Source organism: Arthrobacter sp. alpha11c (assembly GCF_054149985.1).
In genome coordinates this window covers 4,034,815-4,057,115 of sequence record NZ_CP196747.1, presented here as the reverse complement: position 1 = coordinate 4,057,115, position 22,301 = coordinate 4,034,815, and the positions used below count along the sequence as shown (strand labels likewise).

Below are 22,301 nucleotides of genomic sequence, written 5' to 3'. Positions count from 1 at the left end.
ACGTTCGTACCGATTAATCGCGAGCGGGAGGACCTCATGATGGCCGCCAACCTCATGGCCACCTTGGGTCCTGAAGTACGTGCCCGCCGAGCCTCGTTGAGCCTGAGCCAACAGGACCTCGCCGATCTTGCGGGCGTCTCCGAAAGGTTCGTCCGGTTCGTGGAAACAGGCAAGAGCACAGTTCAGCTTGAGCCCCTTTTGGCGGTGCTCGACACCCTCGGCCTGGAACTTTCCCTCCGCCAAGCCGGCAGGCCTACCGCTTCTGAGACAGGTTTTGAGACAGCACCATGACCTTCCACCGCATCGCCGACGTCTACAAACAGGGCATCCTCGCCGCGCGCCTCGAACGGCATGAGGGCGGCACCAAGTTCAGCTACCTCCCGAAGTACCTCGACGCCGACCTACCCGCCGTGGCAACGACGCTCCCCGTGAGTGCCGAGCCGGTTTTCACGCCCAGCGGTGCAGTACCGCCCTACTTCACCGGCCTGCTGCCTGAGGGCCGGCGACTCAACTCGCTGCGACGCAGCGTCAAGGCGAGCGCGGACGACGAACTCGCCCTTCTCATGGCGGCGGGTGGCGACGCAGTGGGCGATGTCCAGACGGTCCCCCACGGCGAGGCGCTGGCGGAAGGGGGCGCCGCCGTCGTGCTTGATTCAAAACTGCCGCTGGACTTTGATGCGTTGCTGGGCGATTCCGGATTGATCGATCCCGTCGCGCTGGCGGGCGTGCAGGACAAGTTATCTGCCGGGATGATTTCACTCCCCGTGGCGCAGGCGGGCAAGCGATACATCCTTAAGCTCAACGCTCCGGAGTTCCCCTCCGTGGTGGAAAACGAGTTCCTGATGTTCCGTTATGCGCGTCGGCTGCGGATTCCTGTGAGCAACGTGCAGTTGGTGCACGACGTCGGCGGCCGGGCGGGGCTTCTGGTGGAGCGTTTTGATCGGGTCACCGCCCCCGACGGCTCGCCTCTGCGGCTGGCGGTGGAGGACGGCGCCCAGATCCTGGGGCTGTACCCGGCGGACAAGTACAGCGTTCCGTTCAGCGAAGTCTGTGCGGCGCTGGCCGGGCATTGCCCCGCACGACTTCCAGCACTGCGGAATCTGGTCATCCAACTCGCATTTGCCTGGCTGACAGGGAACGGGGACCTGCATGCCAAGAACGTTTCCATGGTGGAGGCGCCTGGAGTTCTTGGCGCGCGCGAATTCACCATTGCCCCGGTCTACGACATTCCCTCCACAGTGGTCTACGGCGACAAGACGCTGGCGTTGGCTGTCGGTGGGAAGAAGACCGGTATCTCCCGCAAGCACTTCCTCGCCTGGGCCGCGAAGCTTGGGCTGACGGAGCGGGCCGCCCAGCATTCAGTGGACATCGCCCTCAAAGCAACTGGCTCCTTGATCAGCGACCTCGACGGCGGCGACTCACCGTTCGCGGCGAGGCAAACGAAGGAATGGACCAAGGAGCTCAAGCATCGTCGGCGCCTGATGGAGGGCTGACCCGTCGTGGCTACTCAGGGCCGGGTTAGTCAGGAACGATTTCGTCGAGCTCCGGGAGCAGATACGGGTTGACCCGCTGCAGGATCAACTCCACTTCTTCCCGCGGCACGGCCGTATAGAGCACCGGACGGGCGTCGGCATAGCGGGTCATGGGCGGCTTGTCGGGCCATTTCTCTGCCAGCGCCTGGACTCGTTCCGGCAGGGAATTGTGGGCATTATCGGCAATTTTGACCAAGGTGGCATCGTGGTCTTCGGCCACAAACCGGATCCCTGCTTCATAGTCGTCGGGGTCATCGTGGAAGCGGCGTGTGACACGTTCGATGATTGCGAGGGCGCGCTCGGAGACTCCCATATCCAACAGGGCTTGCCGCGTGATGGGAGTATCCTCGGCGATGTCGTGAAGGTAGCCCGCAATCTGGATGTCCTCGTCAAAGTCGGCGAGCGCGTCCCCCACCGCCAGGACATGCTCCCGATAAGGGCGCTTGAGCTTGTCCTTTTGGCGGTTGTGGGCCACCTCGGCGAGTATCTTCGCCGTCTCAACGGTGAAGCGTGGTTCGGTCATGCTGGCCTCCGGATTGATGTAGGCACCGAACAGGGATCGGACCTTTCTTCAGGCTATCCGTAAAGTCCCGCGCAGCGCCTACCCGGGTACTGGAACTATTCCTGCGCTGGAACTACTCCTGAACAGCGCGGGCGGCGATGCCCACTGCGAGCGCCCTCGGCAAGCGCTGTGCGAGACCTGCTGCGATCCGATTGGCCCAGCCGGATACAACGCTTGCCGGAGTTCCGGGGCGGTCCAGCGCCTTGAGTGCCGTTTGGACAACCTGCGCTGAGGTTTGCATGCGTCCAACTGCTGCGGATTCGCTGCCGAGGACGTCGAAGAACTCGGTGCGGGTGGCGCCCGGGCAGAGGGCAAGCACGTTCAGGCCCGAGCTTTTGGCCTCATGGGCAACGGCCTCGGTGAAGCTAAGGACGAATGCCTTGGTGGCCCCGTAAACGGCCATGCCGGGGATGGGTTGGAACGCTGCGGTGCTGGCGACATTCACCAGCGCACCCTTGCCCGAGGAGAGCATGCCCGGCATGAAGGCCCGGGTTATATCCACCAAGGCAGCCACATTGAGTGCGATCTCGGAAGCGATGACTTCCGGGTCTTCCTCCACCAACGGAGCGCGGGTTCCGAAGCCTGCATTGTTGATCAGGGTATCTACGGCGATTCCGCGCATGGTCATTTCGTCCACGAGTTCCTTGCCGACACCAGCACGGCCAAGGTCCATCGGAAGCACGGTGACGGCAACGCCGTGCTCGGCACGCAATTTCCCGGCCAGTTCTTCAAGACGGTCTGCGCGGCGGGCGACGAGGACCAAGCTGGAACCCCGGGCGGCAAAGCGGCTTGCGAATTCAGCGCCGAGCCCCGAGCTGGCGCCTGTGATCAATGCAGTAGTACCCGAATAGGTCATGGTCATGGCAATTCCAATCTGTAAGCGCTGGCTCCGGATGAAGCCCGCGAACTCGAAGTAGTCAATGCCAACATAGTAGGCACTGTCTACATTGTTGTCAATGACTACTTCTCCGCTAAACTATCCGTATGACGGACCAGCCCTATCACCACGGCAAGCTGCGAGAGGCTCTACTGGAGCGCGCCATGGAAACCATTGAGCAAGCCGGCGTCGACGGACTCTCCCTGAGGCAGTTGGCCCGGGACCTCAATGTCAGCCACGGCGCCCCGGCCAAACATTTCCGCGATAAGCAAGCCCTCATCGACGCCTTGGCATTGGCTGGCTTTGAGTTGATGAACGAGCGCATACTCGCCGCTGCCCATGCCGGAGATGACCTTCGTCAGCGCTTTGCCAGCGTAGCCAACGCCTATGTGGACTTCGCGATCTCCCACCCGGCGCTCTTGACCGTCATGTACTCAACCAAGCATCACCCCGGATCCAGCACTGAGTTGCGGAACATCGGCGAACAAGGGATCCACGTAGCCCGCGCCCTCATTGCAGAGGCACAGGCTGGCGGGGACCTGGCCCCGGGCGACACAGAAACCCTGGCCATGGTGTGCTTCGTGAGCTTGCATGGCGCCGCGCTCCTGGCGGCAGGCAAGCAGCTGGACGGCAACAGTGTTGAGGACGTTGTTGCTGCCACCACTGACACCCTGTGGGCGGGGATGGCTGCCGGGGTTCCAGCACCACAGCTCTCACCGGCACCCCTCGGCGGCCCAGCACTACTTTGAGGGCCGCTTTGATCTGACCGAACATCTGATCAAAGAGGTGACCAGCACCTTTATCGTCGAGGTCACGGGGACGTTACGTCTCCTACAGATCAGAGAACCGTCCCCCAGGGAGGAACCTAGCCCTTTACCCCCACCTCTGCAATGTCCACGGATGGCCAGGGAACCACAACTCCGGTAAACGTGCACCGGGGAAATTCTTGCCGGCAAATCTGGCAGGCGCGATTCACCGGCACAGCGGCAGCAGCAGCTGTGGCCGCCCCGCCGGGCCTACCTAGAGACGGAGCGTCACGCCCTCGGCAGTGCAGGCGCCGGCGTTGGCGAAAACTGCGTCGCGGACGGCGTCCTTAGATGCCTGTTCGGGTTTGCCTCCGTGTTCGGCCGCGCCCGAGTGGTCAATGGCCAGGAGGCTCAACGAAGCAAACAGGCCCCTCAGGTTCCCGGTAACGGTCTTCTTGGCATCCTCCGACTTCAGGTAGATGTCCTCGAAAGCGTTGGAATCGTTGTCCGGGACTGCCTTGTAGTCGGCGTAGAGCGTATTGAAGGCCTCGCAGACGTCCTTGACGCTGCCAAGGGCAGCCGCTTCGGAGGCCGAAGACGCCGACGGCGAGGCCTGTGTAGTGGCGGTCTCTGGCGAGGGTATGGAAGTAGGGCCGACGGGTGCCGGTGCTGAGGCGCAGCCCGTCAGGCCGGCCAGTCCGGCTATGGCTGCGGCGGCGAGGATTCTTTTCACTATGGTGTTCCTTAAGGTGCTGACGGGTCGTGGAGGTCTTCGGCTCAGCCCAACGGGAAGATCCCGATGAACCAGAATGAAGCGAGGGCGAAGAACGCGAATGTCGGAATCAGGCAGCCGATGACCATTTTGGACGGGGCATCGACCTGGAAGGACTGGTGCGGGTCGGCGGGGTTGTAGGCCACCTCGAGGGACGACCCTGGTACCGGCCGGTTGGCGTACGACACCTCGGATTCCCCGACGTACAGGATGCCGCGGGGGTCAAGGAACTGGTAGGCCGGCCAAAAACGGACGCTCCGGGTGGCGTTGCCGCCGCCGCTGGTCCAACCTTGCCGGCTGCCTGTCACCGTGGCCCGGACTTTCGGCCAGCTGGCAATCAGCCGCTCCTGGCGCCTGGTTTTCCTCAGGGCACGGATGAAAGCCCAGATGACTGAGGCCACGAAAAGGGCCCAGATGATGTAAAGCACGATCTTCAAGAAGTCCCCCAAATTGATTAACCCAGCATGTCATATGCGTTAAGCCGTCCGTTGCTTCTGGCCTCGGCCTGGAGCTCCACGGTTCCAGGCATGAGACACGTGCCACGATCTTCAGCTTTTCGGCCGTCACCGCTGGATTGTTCGGTGGGCGGCCAAAAAACAGTACCGGCTTTCGGGACAGGGAAAACTAAGAGGCAAGCCCTGCGATCGCCTCCCGGACGGCTGAACTGAGCAGGAGATTGTTGCATCCAATTCCGCCGGGCTCGGCCTGTTGCGGGACGTATCCAAAGCCAAGTTCATACACCGGGTCCGCGAACCCCAGAGACGCGCTGGCGCCGTCGTGCCCGAACGCGCGGTAGCTGCCGAATGGCATGCGGCTGTGCGACTTCATGAAGACCGTGGCGAAGCAGCCGGTTTCGCCGAAGACGCGATCGATCCCGAAGACCTGCTCAGCGGAGACCCTTCGGATGGTCTCCTCCGTCAGCAAGGGTGCGACGTCGGCCTGACCGCCGGCCGCCAACCCCGTCACCGCTGCAGCATAGATCCTGGCCATCCCCTCAGCGCTGGAAACGCCCGCTACCGAACTCATTCCAGCGGCGCGGATCTCGTGGATGTTGGGAAGATCCAGGATGTCGCCCTCTGCAGCGTTGGCCGACAAACCGAAATGGCTCGCGGGGTCTACCCAGGGCGAAGTGGGGTCGGCCGCCCAGCGGAAAGGCGCGAAGCGTTCTTCCTCAGCATCCGGTAGGCCAAGGTAGTAGTGGGCACCCGTCACGGATCGGATTCGCTGTTCGAAGACCTTCTGGACCGTGGAACCGGTGATGCGCCGGCACAGTTCCTCCATGAAAATGCCGATTGTCAGGGCGTGGTAACCGAACGCCGCGCCGGGCTTCCACAGGGGCGGAAGTTTGGCGAGCTTCGCGGCGGCGAGTTCGGAATTGTTGACTTCCTCAAGGCTCACGCCTCCCTCGACGCCCAGCAATCCGGCCTGGTGCGAAAGGAGCTGAGAAACAGTGATGGAGGCCTTCCCTTCAACACCGAACTCCGGCCAATATTTGGCCACTTCCGCGTCGAGATCCAGTTCGCCGTCTTGAACCAGCAGAGCCATGACAAGGCCTGCCATGCCCTTGGAACACGAGAAAACACCCGTGACTGAATCAGGACGAATGTGAGGCCCGCCGCTGAGATCCAGCACCTTGACACCCCGATGGTACGCAGCCACTTGGGCGGAATATTCAGGGTCCCGTTCGAAGAAACTCTCGAAGAGCTCGGCTACCGATTCGAAACCTGGGGCGATCACCTGTGAATGCATCCAGACAGCCTACTTGGCCCGCACTCAACCTCTCGGGGTTTTCCACACCCACGGCTCCCTCGGCAGCGTTCGGGGGTCGAATTCAGGCACGGCATCGTGCAAGGAACCAGCCGGTAATCCCAACGACTCAAGGAGGAGGTCCCGGACCCGCTCCGCTGAAACTCCGACGGCGGCGAGGTCACCCAGCGTCACTGCACCGTCGCGCTTTGCCAGCCTCACGCCGTCGTGGTTTACCACCAACGGAACGTGGGCATATTCAGGGACTGTCAAGCCCAACAGGGTGGCCAAGTACGCCTGCCGCGGAGTGGACGGAAGGAGGTCATCGCCCCTGACCACCTGGTCGATTCCCTGGGCGGCATCGTCTACTACAACTGCCAGGTTGTAGGCCGTGACGCCATCGTTGCGGCGCAGCACAAAGTCGTCCACCACACCCACGTAGTTGCCGCGCAACTGGTCCTCAACAGCCCACTCAGCGACCTCCGATCGGAGGCGGATCGATGCCGGACGCGACGCCCTCCGAATCTCGCGCTCGGCCTCCGACAGCCTGCGGCAGGTACCCGGATACGCGCCTTGTGGAGAGTGCGGCGCAGACGGCGCTTCCTGGATTTCGCGGCGCGTGCAGAAGCACTCGTAGGTGCGGCCCTCGGCCGTTAGGCGCTCAATTGCTTCCTCGTACAGCGGTCCGCGCTCAGTCTGACGTACGACGGCGGCGTCCCAACTGACGCCGACGGCCTTCAGATCGCGGAGCTGCTCAGCTTCCGCGCCGGATCGGGCCCGGTCCAGGTCCTCAACACGGAGCAGGAAGTCGCGGCCAGTCGATTTAGCGAAGAGCCAGGCGAGGATCGCCGTCCGGAGATTGCCTACATGCAGTTCCCCGGAAGGACTCGGGGCGAAGCGGCCTGCAGACGTCATGATCCAAGCCTATGCGTCCGCGCACAACACAAGAGCCCCTCAGCTACCGCAACGATCCGGTGGCTCAGGGGCTCTTGCTGTGCTGCCCGTCAGGACGGGCGGGTGCGGAATGACAATGCTGTGAACAAGAGTCAATCAGCGGCTGCTTCCTTGCGGGAAACCTGTACAGGGATCCGGGTGGTGTTCCAGGTGCCTGCTGCCTGCGGGATCCGGCGGTAGCCTCGCCCTGCTTCGTTGTCACCATTTCAGCAGTACGCATACAGTAGGTGCAATAGTCGTGGCATTGAGTGGTCGATCTGACTAATCAGAGTTGAAATCGTAGACAGGAAGTGGTCATTTTGCAGGAACTCGACGCTACGGACCGCAGGATCATCGCCGCACTTGATGAGGATCCCCGCGTCCCCATCATGGTCCTGGCCCAGAAACTGCACCTGGCGCGCGGCACGGTGCAGTCGCGCCTTGAGCGGATGACGGCGTCGGGAGCATTGCGCCCCAACAGCAGCCGCGTGCTGCCCTCGGCACTTGGCCGGGGTGTGGCCGCTGCTGTCAGCGCCGAACTCGATCAAAGCCACCTCAATGAAGCCATCGCAGCACTCCGGGAGATCCCCGAGGTACTCGAATGCCACGCTCCCGCGGGCGATACCGACCTCATCATCAGGGTGGTTGCCAAGAGCCCGGACGACCTCTACCGCGTCTCGGAGGAAATCAGGCTCTGCCCGGGAATCGTGCGCACCTCCACCAGCATGTTCCTACGCGAAGTGATCCCCTACCGGACTACCGGGCTGCTGAAGGAATAGCGCCTAGAAGGAATGGCGCCCTAGAAGGAATGTTGCTCAGACCGGCGGCCCAATGTTGGTCTTCAGGTTCTTCATCACCAACGTGGACGTGAGACGTTCCACAGCCGGCAGGGCTGCCAGTTCGTCGTCATAGAAGCGCTGGTAGGCAGGAAGATCAGCCGCGATGACCTTCAACAAGTAGTCGGGCGAGCCAAACAGCCGCTGTGCCTCAACGATGTTGGGGCTTGCCGTCACACGTTCCTCGAACTCCGCCATGATGGTGCGTTCCACCTGACGGAGCGTGACGAACACAATTGCCTCGAATCCGAGCCCTACTGCAGCTGGATCGATGTCCGCGCGGTAGCCCCGAATCACACCGGAAGACTCCAGATCCCGCAGTCTTCGATGGCACGGAGCCACCGTCAGTCCCACCTTCGACGCCAAGGCAGTGGCGGTCATTCGACCGTCCTCCTGGAGGTGGCGCAAAATATTTTTGTCAATGTGGTCAATCACGCAATCATCTTACCCAGATAGCCGGTTTCAGGGATAAATCAGGGAACACTTATCGGGCGATTTTCCCTAGAGTTTTCCTACCGACTACATCCTTGGAGAGATCGTGAACCCACAGCTGTTCCTCGCCTTCATGCTCGTCGCAGTCTCGTTGGCCTGCACACCAGGCGTGGATTGGGCGTATTCGATTTCGGCTGGACTTCGTCAGCGCAGCTTCGTGCCCGCTGTCGCGGGATTGTGCAGCGGCTATGTTATTCACACCGTGCTGATGACGGCAGGACTGGCGGCCTTGTTGGCGGGAGTCCCGGGCCTGCTTGGCTGGCTCACGATTGCCGGCGCCGCCTACCTGTTGTGGCTCGGCTTCGTGACCATCCGCTCATGGCGAGGGGCCAGCTTTAGCGCGGAAGGCGCCGTCGTGCAGTCCGGAAACCAGCTCCGTACGTACTTCCAAGGCATGGGCACCAGCGGCATCAACCCCAAAGGCCTGCTGTTCTTTGTGGCGCTGGTACCGCAGTTCGTCAGCCCTGAAGCCGCGCTTCCTGTCGCTGTTCAGTCCGGGTTGCTGGGGCTGACGTTCGTGATCCTCGCCGGCCTGGTGTACACCGGGGTGGCATTGACCTCGCGGAAGCTGCTCGCTTCACGTCCGGGCGCCGCGCGCGTGGTGACGCTGGCCAGCGGGATCATCATGGTTGGGCTGGGAGCAGTGCTGTTGACGGAGCAGATCCTTCCCATCGTGGTGCGCGGCTAAGCGGCAAGAACCTCGTCAAGTCGCTCGTAGCCTTCGATTACGCCATAATTCATGCCTGTGGCTAGCGCCATGTCACGCGCTTCCACCGAAGGGTAGACCTCGCGGACCACGATCTTGGTGCGCCCGTCGATTTCCTCGAACCTGGTGGTGCTGATGCCCACCTGGCCCGGGGCGCCGTCGAATTCGAAGGTCATGATGATCAGCTCGTCGGTGTCTACTGTGTGGAAGACCCCGCGGAATCCATACATTGCGTCCTCGTGGCCACTTTCGTAGTGCCAGCTGCCGCCCGTGGTCGCGTTGTATTCGGTGACGTTCAGTTTCGCGTCCCGCGGACCCAGCCACTTGGCCAGGAGATCGGGGTCCACGTGCGCCTTGAACACTGCGCTGACCGGTGCATCGAATTCGCGGACGGTATCTACGAACGGAACGCCGTCATCAGCAGTAATCGCCGTTGGATTGCTCATTTCAATTCCTCTTCTTCTTTTTGTTGTGACCCCTGGGGGACCCCGGGGCCGGATTCGATCAGGAGCTCGTCGAGTAGCCGGTAGCGACGCTCGGCGATCAGTCGATATTGGTCTATCCATGCCGTCAGCTCTTCGAGGGCGGCTGCGTCCAGGTGCACTGGCCTGCGTTGGGCGTCGCGGGAGCGGGTCACCAACCCTGCATGCTCCAGGACTTGGATGTGTTTTGAAACTGCCTGCTTGGTGATCGCGAAGGGCTCTGCCAGTTCATTGACAGTTGCCTCTCCCCGTGCCAGCCGGGCAACGATTCCCCGTCTGACGGGATCAGCAAGGGCCATGAACGCCTTGTCCAAAGCGTCTGGATCCATAACCCTGCGCAACCTTTCTTTGTCAACCAAATGCTTTATCAATCACTTGGTTGATTACAAGATTACGCTTTCATCAGCTCCTGCACAATGACTTATTCCCCGCTGAGCTGCCTGAAGTCGTTCTCCCACAAACGACGCATCTCCGCGTCCTTCCGGATCACTTCCAGGGTCTCCAGCTCTGCTGGCGGGGCGGGTCGCTTGGAACGGGGAGTCAGCGTCCGTCGTCCCTGGTCCAGCGCTAGAAGGGCGCGGTCTGTGAGGGCATCGTTGCGGAGAGCCAGGCTGGTCTTCCTCCGGCGAAGGACCTCTTTCAGCGCGGTTTGGGCCGATTCAAAGTCGCCACGCGCCCGCTGCGATCGAGCCCGGATCAGAAGCAAGGCTGCCGAGAGGTCATCCGTATTCAACAAACCCTCCGTGCACATCACCACGTCCCGGTGCCGGCCAAGTGCAAACGCTGCGGTGCAGCGTGCCAGGGCCGAAGGCAACGACGGCGGCAAACCCACCACTGCTTCCAACGCCGACTCGACCATTCCCATCTCCCGAAGGCAATGGGCCAGCGCCAGGAACACGGACTCTTCGCTGAACAAAACCGGGACTTCAATGCGTTCGGCCACCTCAACCCTGGTGACCACCTGCCCAAGGTAGAGAGCCGAGAACTGGCTCGCGTCGTCGTCGATCCTTGTTGTTAAGCCGCGCCGCAGCAACTCCGACGCCCGCAGATAGCCGCCGTGTTTGTACGCCAACAGTCCGGCGATCACGTAACACAAGCCCGCCCACCCCGGGTAGACGCGGCCCAGGGAGATAAGCCGATCAGGCTCAGTAGAGGTGAAAACGGCTTCATGCATTGCCTTGGCTTGCTTGGTGGACAAGCGCTTCAACCGGGGAACATCGCCCAGCACAGAAAGGCGGGCAGGATCGCGGCCACTCAGCACGCCAGTGAGCACCTCACCCACGCCGTCGGCCAATCCACGGACCGGTGTGCGCACGTATCCTTCCCGGAAGGGAGTGAGATCCCGGGTGTCATGGAAGACCGATTGGAAGTCGCCGTTGGGAGCCTGGCTCATGAACCCATGCTAACTGGCACCTGAGTGGCCCTTCCCCTGCATTTGCGGGCATTTCAGGAGTATTATGGCGGCGTCGGCAAGGTTTTCCGACACCCCTTGCCGCGGGACGGTTCTCCATGAGAAGAGCCGTGTAACAGCGTGAAAGGGAGGACTTCATGACCACCGCTTCGCACCCCACCGAACACCATCATGCGATGGGGTTGTCGCTTCACAACACCGCCATGGGCGTTGGCATTGTTTTTCTGCTGGTAGGTGTTCTGGGCTTTATCCCCGGAATCACCACCAATTACGGCGCCATGACCTTTGCGGGACATGAATCCGGCGCCATGCTGCTTGGAGTATTCCAAGTATCCATTCTCCACAACATCGTCCATCTTCTGTTTGGCGTGGCCGGTTTGGCCATGGCCAGGACAGGACGTATGGCTCGCCTCTTCCTCATTGGCGGCGGCGCCGTGTATCTCGTTCTTTGGATCTACGGCCTGATCATCAACCAGGAAACGGGCGCCAACTTTGTTCCGTTCAACACCGCTGACAACTGGCTGCACTTTGTTCTTGGCGTGGCCATGATCGGTCTGGGTGCTTGGCTGGGCAGGGATGCCATGGACGAGACAACGACGGCACGGCGGAGGATGTAACCTCGCGGACGTCGGCTCAACGAACGACGGCGGTCGGCCCCTTAGTGGGGACGGTCGCCGTTATTTTTTGCCTCTATTTCTTGCCCTCGGCGTTTAGCCGAGCAACCTGTTTTCGTAGGCGAAGGCCACGAGTTGGAGACGTGTCCGGACCCCAAGCTTCGTGAGCACGCTTCGCAGATGGCTCTTCACAGTAGCTTCGGACACAAACAGGCTCTCCGCCATCTCGCCATTGCCCAAACCCTTTGCTGCGAGAAGGAAAACGTCCCTCTCCCGAGCCGATAGAGGTTCCAAAACAGAGAGATTGGGGCCGGCAACCTGCACTGTTCGCGCCGCATGCTGGAAGAGATCGTGCACAGAACCGGGCGCGATCACGGAATAGCCGGAGTGGACCGTGCGAATGGCGGCCAACAGAAACTCCGGCTCAGCACTCTTGAGCAGATACCCGCTGGCGCCAGCCTGAACGGCCTCCACCACAGCGTGATCACGGTTAAACGTGGTCAACGCAATGATCTTGGGTTGGTCGGAGCCGCCCATCTGCGCCAACTCGATGATCAGGCGGGTTGCCGTGACGCCGTCCATCTCTGGCATCCGCAGGTCCATGAGAATGACGTCGGGCGGCTGCTCGGCCGCGAATTCCACGGCCTGTTTGCCATCAGATGCTTCCCAAGCCAACCGCATGTCCGGTTGGCTTTCCACCAACATCCGGATTCCAGCGCGAAACAGGGGTTGGTCGTCAACCAAGGCGACGGTAATAAGTGCGGACGAGTCAGCCACGCTCAGCGGCCTCCGGAACAGCAGCCAGCTCCTCAAGCACCAGAGGGGGCTCCGGTGGCAGAGACGACATTCCTGCCCGCGCACCGTAGGGAAGGAAGGCGGTGACGCGGAACTGCTCCCCGTCAGGCCCAGCCGTCAACCAACCTCCTGCCAGATGGGCGCGCTCACGCATCCCGGGGATGCCCCGACCCACCCGGTCTTCGGTATGACCGGCGTCCGTTTCCCCCAATGAAACGGACACCGGAAGCTCTGAGGAAGCGTGGAGTGTAAGGCCAGGGCCACTCCAGTCGAAGTGCACGCGCACTGCCGTACCCCGGCCTGCATGCTTCAACGCGTTAGTGAGGCATTCCTGGACGATCCTGAATACTGCCAGTTGTTGCCCTGCCCCGAGTTCAACGGGTACGCCGCTCTCGCTGTGCTGAATATTGAGGTTGCCATGACGCATCCGTTCCATCAAAGGTTCTACATCGCTGATCCGGGGCTGGGGACTGACCAACCCATCGTCCCGAACGCCTTCAATTACCCGCTGCGCATCAACCAAGGCGTGCCTGGCGGATGTAGCTATGTTCTCCAGCGCCTCCAGAACAGGTTTGGGTTGGCCCTGACTCAAGTACCGTGTGCCGTCTGCTTGTGCGGCGATGACAGCCAAAGAATGAGCCAACACATCGTGCAGGTCCCGGGCTATGCGAGTGCGCTCCTGCTCCACTACCAACTCGATTTCAGTTTCCCTCAAGCTGGCTTGCGTGAGTGCCTGGGCCTTGGACAACGTCCCTCGATCTTCATACAGCGCCAGGAGGATCCCTGCGGTTCCGCACGCAGCAGCTACAAGCAGCAGGAGAGGGAACAACTGCCACCAATATTGGCTGAGGGCAATGCGGTCTCCCATGAACAGGGGCCTGAACCACCCGACACCCTGTCCATACCGCAAGGAGATCATCATGTAAGTCATGACGGCTGCAAACATGAGGTTGGAGCTCGCAGCCACGATTCGTTGAAGTCTGGAACCCCTCCACATAATGAAGCCCAGTGCTATAAACGACCCCAAATAGATTGCCCAGTGATTGGAAAACATGGGCGGAAACACGTAGAGCAGCTGACCAAGCAAAAGTGCCGCAGTGGCGGTCAGCGAAAAGTACGGCCTCCACGCGGAAAGCGCGATGGTTATAGTCATCAGGACCAGCGGGACAGCACCCGGCCAATAGAAGCCCGGCCACGGCCCCATCCGGCCGGCTTCCCCCACGCACCACAGCACGAAGAAGATCACGGCCGCCGCAGGGGCGCCCCAACGCCGGAATACCTTCAGTGTTCTTTCCATGCCAGTCAGACTATCCACGCTCGAACACGCCTCTCGGCCAAATGCCCTATCCAACAGCCGATCTCCACCTGCGAGCCAGAAGATTCATCCTCTGGGCCAGCGGCTTCTTGTGACCTGCGCGCCTTTCAGCTCGCGGGTCCTGTGGCTGCGCGTCCTGTGGCTTGCGAGTCCCGCAGCTTAGCGCGGGGCGCGGCCGCCAAGGCGGGTGGTGACTTTGGCCGCCGCGTCGGCGCAAGCTTCGCCGAGGCTGGTCAGTGTGTCCTGCGAGACCCGGAACTTTGGTGCGGGGATGAGCACGGACGCCACAATGTTTCCCCTGTGGTCATAGACAGGCGAGGCCACGCCCACTTCCTCGATGGACGTCTCGCCAAAGTTCACCGCCCAGCCGCGCTTCGTGGAGTCCTCCAGCCGCTGCAGGTACGCCTCCACGGCCTCCTCATCGAGGCCCGGAAGAGTGACCGCACCGCTCCGGAGCAGATTACGGACGCGATCTTTGTCCTCCGAGGCCAGGAAGACCTGAACAGAGGAGCTGAGTGCCTCGTTGTAGCGGACTCCCAAAGGGGCCAGGTGCTTGACCTGGTGCCGGCTGGGGATCTGCTCCACACTCATGGATTCGGTGCCGTTCCAGACCATGAGCGCGCTGGTCTCCCCCGTGCGCTCGGTCAATTCGCGTAGTACCGGATACGCCACGCGCCGCTCTTCGAGTTCCGCCAGGAGTGGGCCCGCCATGGCGATCATTCCCAGCCCCAAGCGGAACCTGCGCGAATCGACGTCGCGCTCCACCAAGTGCTCTTGTTCCAACGTGGCCAGGATGCGGGAGACCGTGCTCTTGTGCAGGCCAATGCGCCCTGCGATTTCAGTGACCCCCAACAGCGGCTCTTCGGCAGTGAAACTCCGAAGGACCGCGATGGCATTGACAATGACCGAGGTACCTTTGGCTTCGCCGTTGCCTGAAACGTCGTTCGATTCCGTGGGAGTCATGGGTTCACTATATTTGGCTGAAGTCGGCGGACAGTGACCGCGAAGGGCCGGTGGACGCCGTGCACGGCGCCCACCGGCCCGGTCACCTAGGCTCCGATGATGTTGTACTCAGGGCCGAAGGGGAACTTGGTGATGTTCTCCGCACCGTCTTCACCGACAACAAGGATGTCGTGCTCGCGGTATCCGCCTGCACCCGGTTGGCCGTCCAGGACGGTAATCATCGGTTCCATGGAAACCACCATGCCCGGTTCCAGCACAGTATCGATGTCTTCGCGCAGTTCAAGGCCTGCTTCGCGTCCGTAGTAGTGGCTCAAGACGCCGAAGGAGTGGCCATAGCCGAACGTGCGGTTGGCCAGGAGCCCGTGACCTACGTAGATCTCGTTGAGCTCGGCGGCGATGTCCTTGCAGACTGCGCCGGGCTTGATGAGTTCCAGGCCGCGCTTGTGAACCTCCACATTGATGTTCCACAGCTCCAGTGAGCGCGCGTCCGGTTCGCCGTAGAACAGGGTGCGTTCCAGAGCCGTGTAGTAACCGCTGGTCATCGGGAAGCAGTTCAGGGACAGGATGTCGTGTTCCTGGATCTTGCGGGTGGTTGCCCAGTTGTGCGCGCCGTCGGTGTTGATGCCGGACTGGAACCAGACCCACGTGTCACGGATTTCAGAGTCCGGGAAGGTGCGGGCGATCTCGTGGACCATGGCCTCGGTGCCGATCAAGGCGACCTCGTACTCAGTGATGCCGGCAGTGATGGCGCTGCGGATTGCCTCGCCGCCGAGATCGCCAATGCGGGCGCCATGCTTGATGACGGCGATTTCCTCGTCCGATTTGATCATGCGCTGGCGCATCGCTGCCTGGGCAACATCCACCAGCGTTGCTCCGGAGAACGCGGCCTGGATCTTGTTGCGGTTGTCCAGCGGCAGGGAGTCGTCTTCGACGCCGATGCGGCGGGCGTTGATGCCGCGGGTGCGCAGAACTTCCTGGATGGCATGGATGTAGTTGTCCCGGCGCCAGTCCGTGTACACCAGGTTGTCGCCGTAGCTGCGGCGCCAAGGCATACCGGCGTCGATATTTGCCGTAATGGTGACGGTGTCATCCTTGGTGACCACCATGCCGTAGGAGCGGCCGAAATAGGTGAAGAGGAAATCGGAGTAGTACTTGATGGAGTGGTAGCTGGTGAGGATGACGGCGTCGAGGTCCTTCTCGGCCATGATGCTGCGAAGTCCGCTAAGGCGACGCTCGAACTCTGCGTCGGAGAAAGTCAGGGAGACCTTCTCGCCGTTGTTGAGGACCTTGAGTCGATCGAGCTTGGCCACATCGTTGATGGCCTCGTTCTCGGTGATGGTCATGGTGGTTCCTTTCAAGGGGTGGTTGGTTTCAGACCTGCTGCAGTGGCTTCTTGGAAGTCTCGGCGGCGAACAGGACTGCGATGAGGGAAACAAGGGCGGCAGCCACGAGGTACCAGCCGGGGGCCAGTTGATTGTGGGTCATGCCGATGAGGAGCGTTGCCATGAACGGCGCAGTGCCGCCGAACAACGCGTTGGAGAGGTTGAAGCTGACCGCGAAGCCCGTGTAGCGGACCTTCGTCGGGAAGAGTTCGGCCAGGAAGCTGGGCAGGGTGCCGTCGTTGAGAGTGAGCATTCCGCCCAGCAGGATCTGGACCAGCACGATCACCAGGAAGTTGCGTGTATCCAGGAGCATGAACGCCGGGACGGTCAGCACCACGAACAGGACGGACGCGGTGATGAGCATGCGTTTGCGACCGAACTTGTCCGACGCAATGCCGGTCAGGAAGATGAAGCCGATGTAACTGGCCAGGGCAATCGTGGTAGCCAGGAACGATTCCGCCGCTCCAAAGCCGAGTTCCACAGACAGGTATGTGGGCATGTAGCTGAGGATCACGTAGAAGCCCACTGCGTTCAACAGCACTGCGCCCGTGGCGATGATGAGTTGCTTACGGTAGGTCTTGAACATCGCCAGGGCCGGAGCCTTGACTGCGGGTTCCTTCTCGGACAGCTCACGGAACGCAGGCGTGTCCTCGAGCTTGGTGCGGATGTACCTGCCGATCAAGCCCATGGGCGCCGCCAACAGGAACGGCAGGCGCCAACCCCACTCGTTCAGCTGTTCTGGCGTAAGGACTGAACTCAGCAGGGCGGCCAGCAAGGAGCCCAGCAGGAGACCCGCTGCGGTACTGGCAGGCACGACGGCGGCATAGAGTCCGCGGCGATTCGACGGCGCGTACTCCACCAGGAAAGCGGACGCGCCGGCGTACTCCCCGGCAGCGGAGAAGCCCTGGACCACCCTTACGAGCAGCAGCAGGATGGGGGCCATCACGCCGATAGTGGCGTACCCCGGGATCAGGGCGATGCAGAACGTGGCCACCGACATCAGGACGATCGAGAGCGACAACGCTTGCTTTCGGCCCAGCCTGTCTCCGATGTGGCCCCAGATGAATCCGCCAAGCGGCCTTACGAAGAAGCTGACGGCAAAGACGCCGAATGTCGCGAGCAGGGCTGTTTGACGATCGGATTCCGGGAAGAAAACGGTCGAGATAATGCCAGCCAGGTAACCATAGACGGCGTAGTCGAACCACTCCACGAAGTTGCCGATGAAGCTTGCAATGACGACGCGTCGGCGCGTGTCCTTGCTGACTGTGTGATTGGGGCCGGGCTCGGGAGAAGTGCCGTGTCCGTCATTGGACCGATCTCCCGGCGCGGCTGCCACAGAGGAAAGTTCATTACTCATGTGTCCACCAAGAATATTTGGGGTTGCAGTAGAAGCAACGCTGTTGCATCAGACTACGTGTGGGCCGCGTCACGGTCAAGAGTGTTTGCAAAAGTCATTCTAGGCAGTTCAGGGCGATCCTTGCCTGTTCAGCGATTGTGAACCCGATCTGACCTTTGTTGCACTCAAGGCGACTGAGTTGCAGTAACCGCCTCAAGCCCCGGATCCTCTCTCACATCCCAACGCTTTCCTCCGGACGTTCTCTCACATCGTGCGGCCCATTTCGGAACGTTCTCTCACTTTCATCAAGAAAGCCCGACGTCGGGCACCCACGGCGAGTGCCGACGTCGGGCTCTAGCGCGCGGCAGCTGTTCAGCCGCCGGCGCAGGACGTGAGAGAACGTCCGCCAAAAGACGGCAGGACGTGAGAGAAGGACCGCCAAAAGACCGCAGAACGTGAGAGAACGTCGGGGGCCTCGGTTATCCGGCAGCGCGCGTCTAAGCGAGGCACCGGCGACCCACAGAGGATGTCCGGCCGCCGGAAGCAGACGCAGGCCGACGGGTTGCGCCCGAAGCGGCGCCTAGACGACCTTGGGGATCGCCTCACATCCCAACACTTTCCCCCGGACGTTCTCTCACATCGCGCGGCCCACTTCGGAACGTTCTCTCACTTTCATCAAGAAAGCCCGACGCCGGGCACCCACGGCGAGTGCCGACGTCGGGCTTTAGCGCGCGGCAGCTGTTCAGCCGCCGGCGCAGGACGTGAGAGAACGTCCGCCAGAAGGCCGTTGGACATGAGAGAAGGACCGCCAAAAGACCGCAGGACGTGAGAGAAGATCCGCCAAAAGACCGCAGGATGTGAGAGAGCATCGGGAGGGGGCGGGGTTGTCCGGCAGCGCGCGTCTAAGCGACGAAGGAGCGAGCGCGCAGAGGATGACCCCGCCGCCGGAGGCAGACGGCAGCGGACGGCAGCGACTCAGGCAGCGAGGCCGAGCCGATGAGACCCTAGAGGACCTTGCGGATCGTCTCTTCGAAGCTGACTACGTGGTGCAGGGCGAGCTCGGCGGCGCGGTCTTCGTCGCCGTCGGCTATGGCGGTCAACAGTTCCGCGTGCTCGGAGATGTGGCCTGAGACGGAGGGCATCCGTTCCAGCATGTAGCACCAGATCCGGGTGGCGAGGTTGTCGTACCGGATCAGGACGTCTTCCAGGTGTGCGTTCGCCGAGGCCTTGTAGATCAGGCGGTGCACCTGGATGTCGTAGCGCATGAGTTCCTGGGAGGAATTGTCCTGGCCTTCAAGATCACGAATTGCACTTGCGACTGCGCGGAGCTCCGAACGCATGGCAGGGCTGGCCATGCGGGCAGCCTTCTTTGACGCCAACGGTTCCAGAAGTTCGCGTATCTCGGAGACTTCGGCGAGCTGGGTGATGTCCACGCCGGTGGCGAATGTCCCACGCCGCGGGTAGGAGACCACCAAGTGGTCGCTTTCGAGACGCTTGATGGCCTCGCGGACGGGCGTGCGTCCAATGCCCAGTTCTGCAGCAATCTGGCCATCGTTGATGGGGTCGCCGGGTTTGATGTCCAGCATGATGAGCCTGTCGCGCAGTAGCAGGTAGGCGTTCTCCGCTAGTGACGAGCCTTGCGGAGTTGATTCCAATGCTTCCAGTGCTGCGCTCATTGCTCTCTCCCGTTGTCGCCAATCCAGTTTGCTGGATGGATTGCCGCAGACCTGTTGACGACCTTGTGATCTTCAACATACTATGGCAATAGTTCTAATATATCAGTTGCCTAACAGTCGGCCACTAGACAAGCTTTTGAAGGAGAACACCATGGTTGCACCGCTGATCCGCCCGCTCGCACAGGCGGACCCGGAGGTCGATCAGGCGATCGCCCTGGAACTCATCCGCCAGCAGTCCACGCTGGAAATGATCGCCTCTGAGAACTTCGCCCCCACGGCCGTCATGGAAGCACAGGGCTCGGTCCTTACCAACAAGTACGCCGAGGGTTACCCGGGTAAGCGCTACTACGGCGGCTGCGAACACGTTGATGTGATCGAGCAGCTGGCCATCGACCGCCTGAAGTCCCTGTTTGGCGCAGAATTCGCCAACGTCCAGCCCCACTCCGGCGCCCAGGCAAACGCCTCGGCCATGCACGCACTGATCAACCCTGGCGACACCATCATGGGACTGAACCTTGCCCACGGCGGCCACCTGACCCACGGCATGCGCATCAACTTCTCCGGCAAGCTGTACAAGGTTGTTCCGTACGGCGTCCGCGAGGACACCCACACCGTAGACATGGCAGAAGTTGAGCGCCTCGCCCTCGAGAGCAAGCCGCAGCTGATCGTGGCCGGCTGGTCCGCTTACTCCCGCCAGTTGGACTTCGCTGAATTCCGCCGCATCGCGGACCTGGTGGGCGCCTACCTGATGGTGGACATGGCCCACTTCGCTGGCCTGGTTGCAGCTGGACTGCACCCGAGCCCGGTTCCGCACGCCCACATTGTCACGAGCACCACGCACAAGACCCTTGGCGGTCCCCGCGGCGGCGTCATACTGACCAACGACGCCGACATCGCCAAGAAGGTTAACTCCGCCGTCTTCCCGGGACAACAGGGTGGTCCGCTGGAGCACGTCATCGCAGCCAAGGCTGTGGCCTTCAAGATGGCCGCTGAACCCGAATTCCAGGAACGCCAGGTCCGCGTGCTTGAGGGTTCCAAGATCCTGGCAGATCGCCTCCTCCAGGACGACGTGGCCGCAGCGGGCATTTCCGTGGTCAGCGGTGGGACCGACGTCCACCTGGTGCTCGCCGATCTCCGCCACTCCGTCCTTAACGGACAGCAGGCCGAGGACACGCTGCACCGCATCGGCATCACGGTCAACCGCAACGCAGTCCCCTTCGACCCCCGCCCGCCGATGGTTTCCTCGGGCCTGCGCATCGGCACCCCCGCCCTCGCCGCCCGCGGCTTCGGCGCTGAGGACTTCACCGAAGTCTCGGACATCATTGCGACGGCGTTGATCGCCGCAGCCAACAGCGGCACCCAAGCAGGCAGCACCGAAGGTGACGTCACCTTGGACGAAGCCACCGCCGTCGAACTCCGCCGCCGCGTAACCGCTCTGGCCGACAAATTCCCGCTTTACCCACACCTCAGTAACGGCAACGACGCCGCAACTGAACTCGAAGAAATGATTGGAGCAGCCCAGTGAGCGCGGACCACCTCCCCGAACACCCCGACTTCCTCTGGCGCAACCCGGACCCAAAGAAGAGCTACGACGCCGTTATTGTTGGCGGCGGCGGGCACGGCCTGGCAACGGCCTACTTCCTGGCCAAGAACCACGGCATGACCAACATCGCCATCCTTGAAAAGGGCTGGCTGGCCGGTGGCAACATGGCCCGCAACACCACCATCATCCGGTCCAACTACCTCTGGGACGAGAGTGCTGCAATTTACGAGCACGCCCTGAAGTTGTGGGAAATCCTGCCGGAAGAGCTGGAGTACGACTTCCTGTTCAGCCAGCGCGGCGTGATGAACCTCGCCCACACCCTGGGCGACGTGCGCGAAAGCATGCGCCGCGTAGGAGCCAACCGCCTCAATGGCGTGGACGCCGAGTGGCTGGACCCTGACCAGGTCAAGGAACTCTGCCCCATCCTGAACACCAGCGACAACATCCGCTACCCCGTCATGGGCGCTACCTACCAGCCGCGTGCCGGCATCGCCAAGCACGACCACGTAGCCTGGGCCTTCGCCCGCAAGTGCGATGAACTCGGCGTGGATATCATCCAGAACTGCGAAGTCACCGGCTTCATCAAGGACGGAAACCGGGTTACCGGCGTCAAGACAAGCCGTGGCAACATCAACACCGAAAAGGTAGGCCTTTGCGCCGCCGGCCACAGCTCGGTCCTCGCAGAGATGGCCGGCTTCCGTCTCCCGATCCAGTCCCACCCGCTCCAGGCGCTCGTGTCTGAACTGCACGAGCCGGTCCACCCCACGGTGGTCATGTCCAACCACGTCCACGTGTACGTCTCACAGGCACACAAGGGCGAACTGGTGATGGGCGCTGGCGTGGACTCGTACAACGGCTACGGCCAGCGCGGATCGTTCCACGTGATCGAGGAGCAGATGGCAGCCGCCGTGGAGCTCTTCCCGATCTTCGCCCGGGCACACGTACTCCGGACCTGGGGCGGCATCGTTGACACCACGCTGGATGCCTCGCCGATTGTTGGCCTCACCCCGGTGGAGAACATGTTCGTCAACTGTGGTTGGGGAACGGGTGGCTTCAAGGGCACTCCTGCGGCTGGCCTGACCTTCGCGCACACCATCGCAACCGGTGCCCCGCACAAGCTCAACAAGCCTTTCGCCCTGGAACGCTTCGAGACCGGCGCCCTGATCGATGAACACGGCGCCGCAGCCGTGGCCCACTAGTAAGGACGGGAAAAGACATGCTTCTCATTTCATGCCCCAACTGCGGGCCACGCGACGAAACCGAATTCCACTACGGCGGCCAGGCACACGTTGCCTATCCGGAGAACCCGAACGACCTCACGGACCGCCAGTGGGCTGAATACCTGTTCTACCGCGAGAACACCAAGGGTTCTTTCGCTGAACGCTGGGTCCACAGCACGGGCTGCCGCCAGTGGTTCAACATGCTGCGGGACACCGTGACCTACGACATCCACTCCATTTACGCGATGGGCCAGCCCCGCCCGGATGGCGGAGGGAAGCCCGATGCGCAAGCAGGCCTCGCTCCCGGCGCACCCACTACCTCGACGGCCACTGCCGCCCCCACCTCCTCGGAAGGAGTCTAG

Annotated in this window: 25 protein-coding genes; 9 read left to right on the top strand and 16 right to left on the bottom strand. The window is 61.9% G+C overall.

Annotation, left to right across the window (positions count from 1 at the left end):
• Positions 1-36: 36 nt before the first annotated feature.
• Positions 37-291 carry a helix-turn-helix transcriptional regulator gene (locus ACTAQJ_RS18850; protein ID WP_498698435.1) on the top strand — a complete coding sequence of 85 codons (255 nt, stop codon included), beginning with the start codon at positions 37-39 and terminating at the stop codon, positions 289-291.
• Positions 288-1,493: a type II toxin-antitoxin system HipA family toxin gene (locus tag ACTAQJ_RS18845; RefSeq protein WP_498698433.1), complete on the top strand. Its 1,206-nt coding sequence runs from the start codon at positions 288-290 to the stop codon at positions 1,491-1,493. The genes ACTAQJ_RS18850 and ACTAQJ_RS18845 overlap by 4 nt, the downstream gene beginning before the upstream one ends.
• 25 nt (positions 1,494-1,518) lie before the next feature.
• Here ACTAQJ_RS18845 and ACTAQJ_RS18840 read toward each other — a convergent pair whose 3' ends face one another.
• Together ACTAQJ_RS18840 and ACTAQJ_RS18835 are read right to left on the bottom strand one after the other, a co-directional pair.
• A complete protein-coding gene (locus tag ACTAQJ_RS18840; protein WP_498698431.1) occupies positions 1,519-2,055 on the bottom strand; it encodes an HD domain-containing protein in 537 nt (178 codons plus the stop codon).
• A gap of 112 nt (positions 2,056-2,167) precedes the next feature.
• Positions 2,168-2,956: an SDR family NAD(P)-dependent oxidoreductase gene (locus ACTAQJ_RS18835; RefSeq protein WP_498698427.1), complete on the bottom strand. Its 789-nt coding sequence runs from the start codon at positions 2,954-2,956 to the stop codon at positions 2,168-2,170.
• Positions 2,957-3,078: 122 nt separating this feature from the next.
• On the opposite strand from ACTAQJ_RS18835, the gene ACTAQJ_RS18830 reads away from it, so the two are divergent.
• A complete protein-coding gene (locus ACTAQJ_RS18830) occupies positions 3,079-3,720 on the top strand; it encodes a TetR/AcrR family transcriptional regulator (protein WP_498698425.1) in 642 nt (213 codons plus the stop codon).
• Between the two features lie 271 nt (positions 3,721-3,991).
• On the opposite strand, the gene ACTAQJ_RS18825 is transcribed toward ACTAQJ_RS18830, so the two are convergent.
• The 4 genes from ACTAQJ_RS18825 to gluQRS all read right to left on the bottom strand — a co-directional run bounded on the left by ACTAQJ_RS18825 (position 3,992) and on the right by gluQRS (position 7,150).
• Entirely contained in the window at positions 3,992-4,450 is a 459-nt protein-coding gene (locus ACTAQJ_RS18825; protein ID WP_498698423.1) for a hypothetical protein, read from the bottom strand.
• Between the two features lie 44 nt (positions 4,451-4,494).
• The gene (locus tag ACTAQJ_RS18820; protein ID WP_498702221.1) at positions 4,495-4,917 is read right to left on the bottom strand and encodes a DUF3592 domain-containing protein; all 423 of its coding nucleotides are present in this window, start codon (positions 4,915-4,917) and stop codon (positions 4,495-4,497) included.
• 196 nt (positions 4,918-5,113) lie between these two features.
• Positions 5,114-6,238 carry a serine hydrolase domain-containing protein gene (locus ACTAQJ_RS18815; RefSeq protein WP_498698421.1) on the bottom strand — a complete coding sequence of 375 codons (1,125 nt, stop codon included), beginning with the start codon at positions 6,236-6,238 and terminating at the stop codon, positions 5,114-5,116.
• Positions 6,239-6,262: 24 nt separating this feature from the next.
• Complete coding sequence (gene gluQRS / locus ACTAQJ_RS18810; RefSeq protein WP_498698420.1) at positions 6,263-7,150, bottom strand: tRNA glutamyl-Q(34) synthetase GluQRS; 888 nt, start codon at positions 7,148-7,150, stop codon at positions 6,263-6,265.
• Positions 7,151-7,488: 338 nt separating this feature from the next.
• On the opposite strand from gluQRS, the gene ACTAQJ_RS18805 reads away from it, so the two are divergent.
• Entirely contained in the window at positions 7,489-7,947 is a 459-nt protein-coding gene (locus ACTAQJ_RS18805) for an Lrp/AsnC family transcriptional regulator (protein WP_431120058.1), read from the top strand.
• A gap of 36 nt (positions 7,948-7,983) precedes the next feature.
• On the opposite strand, the gene ACTAQJ_RS18800 is transcribed toward ACTAQJ_RS18805, so the two are convergent.
• A complete protein-coding gene (locus ACTAQJ_RS18800; protein WP_431116996.1) occupies positions 7,984-8,439 on the bottom strand; it encodes an Lrp/AsnC family transcriptional regulator in 456 nt (151 codons plus the stop codon).
• A gap of 103 nt (positions 8,440-8,542) precedes the next feature.
• On the opposite strand from ACTAQJ_RS18800, the gene ACTAQJ_RS18795 reads away from it, so the two are divergent.
• Positions 8,543-9,184 (top strand): LysE family translocator, encoded by a 642-nt coding sequence (locus ACTAQJ_RS18795; protein ID WP_498698418.1) that lies wholly within the window; start codon positions 8,543-8,545, stop codon positions 9,182-9,184.
• On the opposite strand, the gene ACTAQJ_RS18790 is transcribed toward ACTAQJ_RS18795, so the two are convergent.
• The 3 genes from ACTAQJ_RS18790 to ACTAQJ_RS18780 form a co-directional block, all read right to left on the bottom strand.
• On the bottom strand, positions 9,181-9,648 hold the full coding sequence (locus ACTAQJ_RS18790; protein ID WP_498698417.1) for an SRPBCC family protein: 468 nt from the start codon (positions 9,646-9,648) through the stop codon (positions 9,181-9,183). The two genes, ACTAQJ_RS18795 and ACTAQJ_RS18790, sit on opposite strands and share 4 nt — an antisense overlap.
• The gene (locus ACTAQJ_RS18785) at positions 9,645-10,013 is read right to left on the bottom strand and encodes an ArsR/SmtB family transcription factor (protein ID WP_477518776.1); all 369 of its coding nucleotides are present in this window, start codon (positions 10,011-10,013) and stop codon (positions 9,645-9,647) included. The genes ACTAQJ_RS18790 and ACTAQJ_RS18785 overlap by 4 nt, the downstream gene beginning before the upstream one ends.
• A 92-nt stretch (positions 10,014-10,105) precedes the next feature.
• Complete coding sequence (locus ACTAQJ_RS18780) at positions 10,106-11,077, bottom strand: hypothetical protein (RefSeq protein WP_498698415.1); 972 nt, start codon at positions 11,075-11,077, stop codon at positions 10,106-10,108.
• A 155-nt stretch (positions 11,078-11,232) separates the two neighbouring features.
• Between ACTAQJ_RS18780 and ACTAQJ_RS18775 the strand changes: the two genes are divergently transcribed.
• Positions 11,233-11,712: a DUF4383 domain-containing protein gene (locus ACTAQJ_RS18775; protein ID WP_431117001.1), complete on the top strand. Its 480-nt coding sequence runs from the start codon at positions 11,233-11,235 to the stop codon at positions 11,710-11,712.
• Positions 11,713-11,805: 93 nt separating this feature from the next.
• On the opposite strand, the gene ACTAQJ_RS18770 is transcribed toward ACTAQJ_RS18775, so the two are convergent.
• From ACTAQJ_RS18770 to ACTAQJ_RS18745, 6 genes are all read right to left on the bottom strand, one after another.
• A complete protein-coding gene (locus ACTAQJ_RS18770; RefSeq protein ID WP_477515504.1) occupies positions 11,806-12,486 on the bottom strand; it encodes a response regulator in 681 nt (226 codons plus the stop codon).
• Complete coding sequence (locus tag ACTAQJ_RS18765; protein ID WP_498698414.1) at positions 12,479-13,801, bottom strand: sensor histidine kinase; 1,323 nt, start codon at positions 13,799-13,801, stop codon at positions 12,479-12,481. The genes ACTAQJ_RS18770 and ACTAQJ_RS18765 overlap by 8 nt, the downstream gene beginning before the upstream one ends.
• Before the next feature lie 177 nt (positions 13,802-13,978).
• Complete coding sequence (locus tag ACTAQJ_RS18760) at positions 13,979-14,782, bottom strand: IclR family transcriptional regulator (RefSeq protein ID WP_498698413.1); 804 nt, start codon at positions 14,780-14,782, stop codon at positions 13,979-13,981.
• Positions 14,783-14,868: 86 nt separating this feature from the next.
• Positions 14,869-16,125 (bottom strand): aminopeptidase P family protein, encoded by a 1,257-nt coding sequence (locus ACTAQJ_RS18755; RefSeq protein WP_498698411.1) that lies wholly within the window; start codon positions 16,123-16,125, stop codon positions 14,869-14,871.
• Between the two features lie 28 nt (positions 16,126-16,153).
• Positions 16,154-17,521 (bottom strand): MFS transporter, encoded by a 1,368-nt coding sequence (locus ACTAQJ_RS18750; RefSeq protein WP_498698409.1) that lies wholly within the window; start codon positions 17,519-17,521, stop codon positions 16,154-16,156.
• A 983-nt stretch (positions 17,522-18,504) separates the two neighbouring features.
• Entirely contained in the window at positions 18,505-19,176 is a 672-nt protein-coding gene (locus ACTAQJ_RS18745; protein ID WP_431117009.1) for a GntR family transcriptional regulator, read from the bottom strand.
• A 151-nt stretch (positions 19,177-19,327) separates the two neighbouring features.
• Here ACTAQJ_RS18745 and glyA point away from each other — a divergent pair, with 151 nt between their 5' ends.
• The 3 genes from glyA to ACTAQJ_RS18730 are packed head-to-tail and all read left to right on the top strand — an operon-like array spanning position 19,328 to position 22,301.
• Positions 19,328-20,701 carry a serine hydroxymethyltransferase gene (gene glyA, locus ACTAQJ_RS18740; RefSeq protein WP_498698406.1) on the top strand — a complete coding sequence of 458 codons (1,374 nt, stop codon included), beginning with the start codon at positions 19,328-19,330 and terminating at the stop codon, positions 20,699-20,701.
• Entirely contained in the window at positions 20,698-21,918 is a 1,221-nt protein-coding gene (locus tag ACTAQJ_RS18735) for a sarcosine oxidase subunit beta family protein (protein WP_498698404.1), read from the top strand. The genes glyA and ACTAQJ_RS18735 overlap by 4 nt, the downstream gene beginning before the upstream one ends.
• A gap of 17 nt (positions 21,919-21,935) precedes the next feature.
• Positions 21,936-22,301: a sarcosine oxidase subunit delta gene (locus tag ACTAQJ_RS18730; protein ID WP_498698402.1), complete on the top strand. Its 366-nt coding sequence runs from the start codon at positions 21,936-21,938 to the stop codon at positions 22,299-22,301.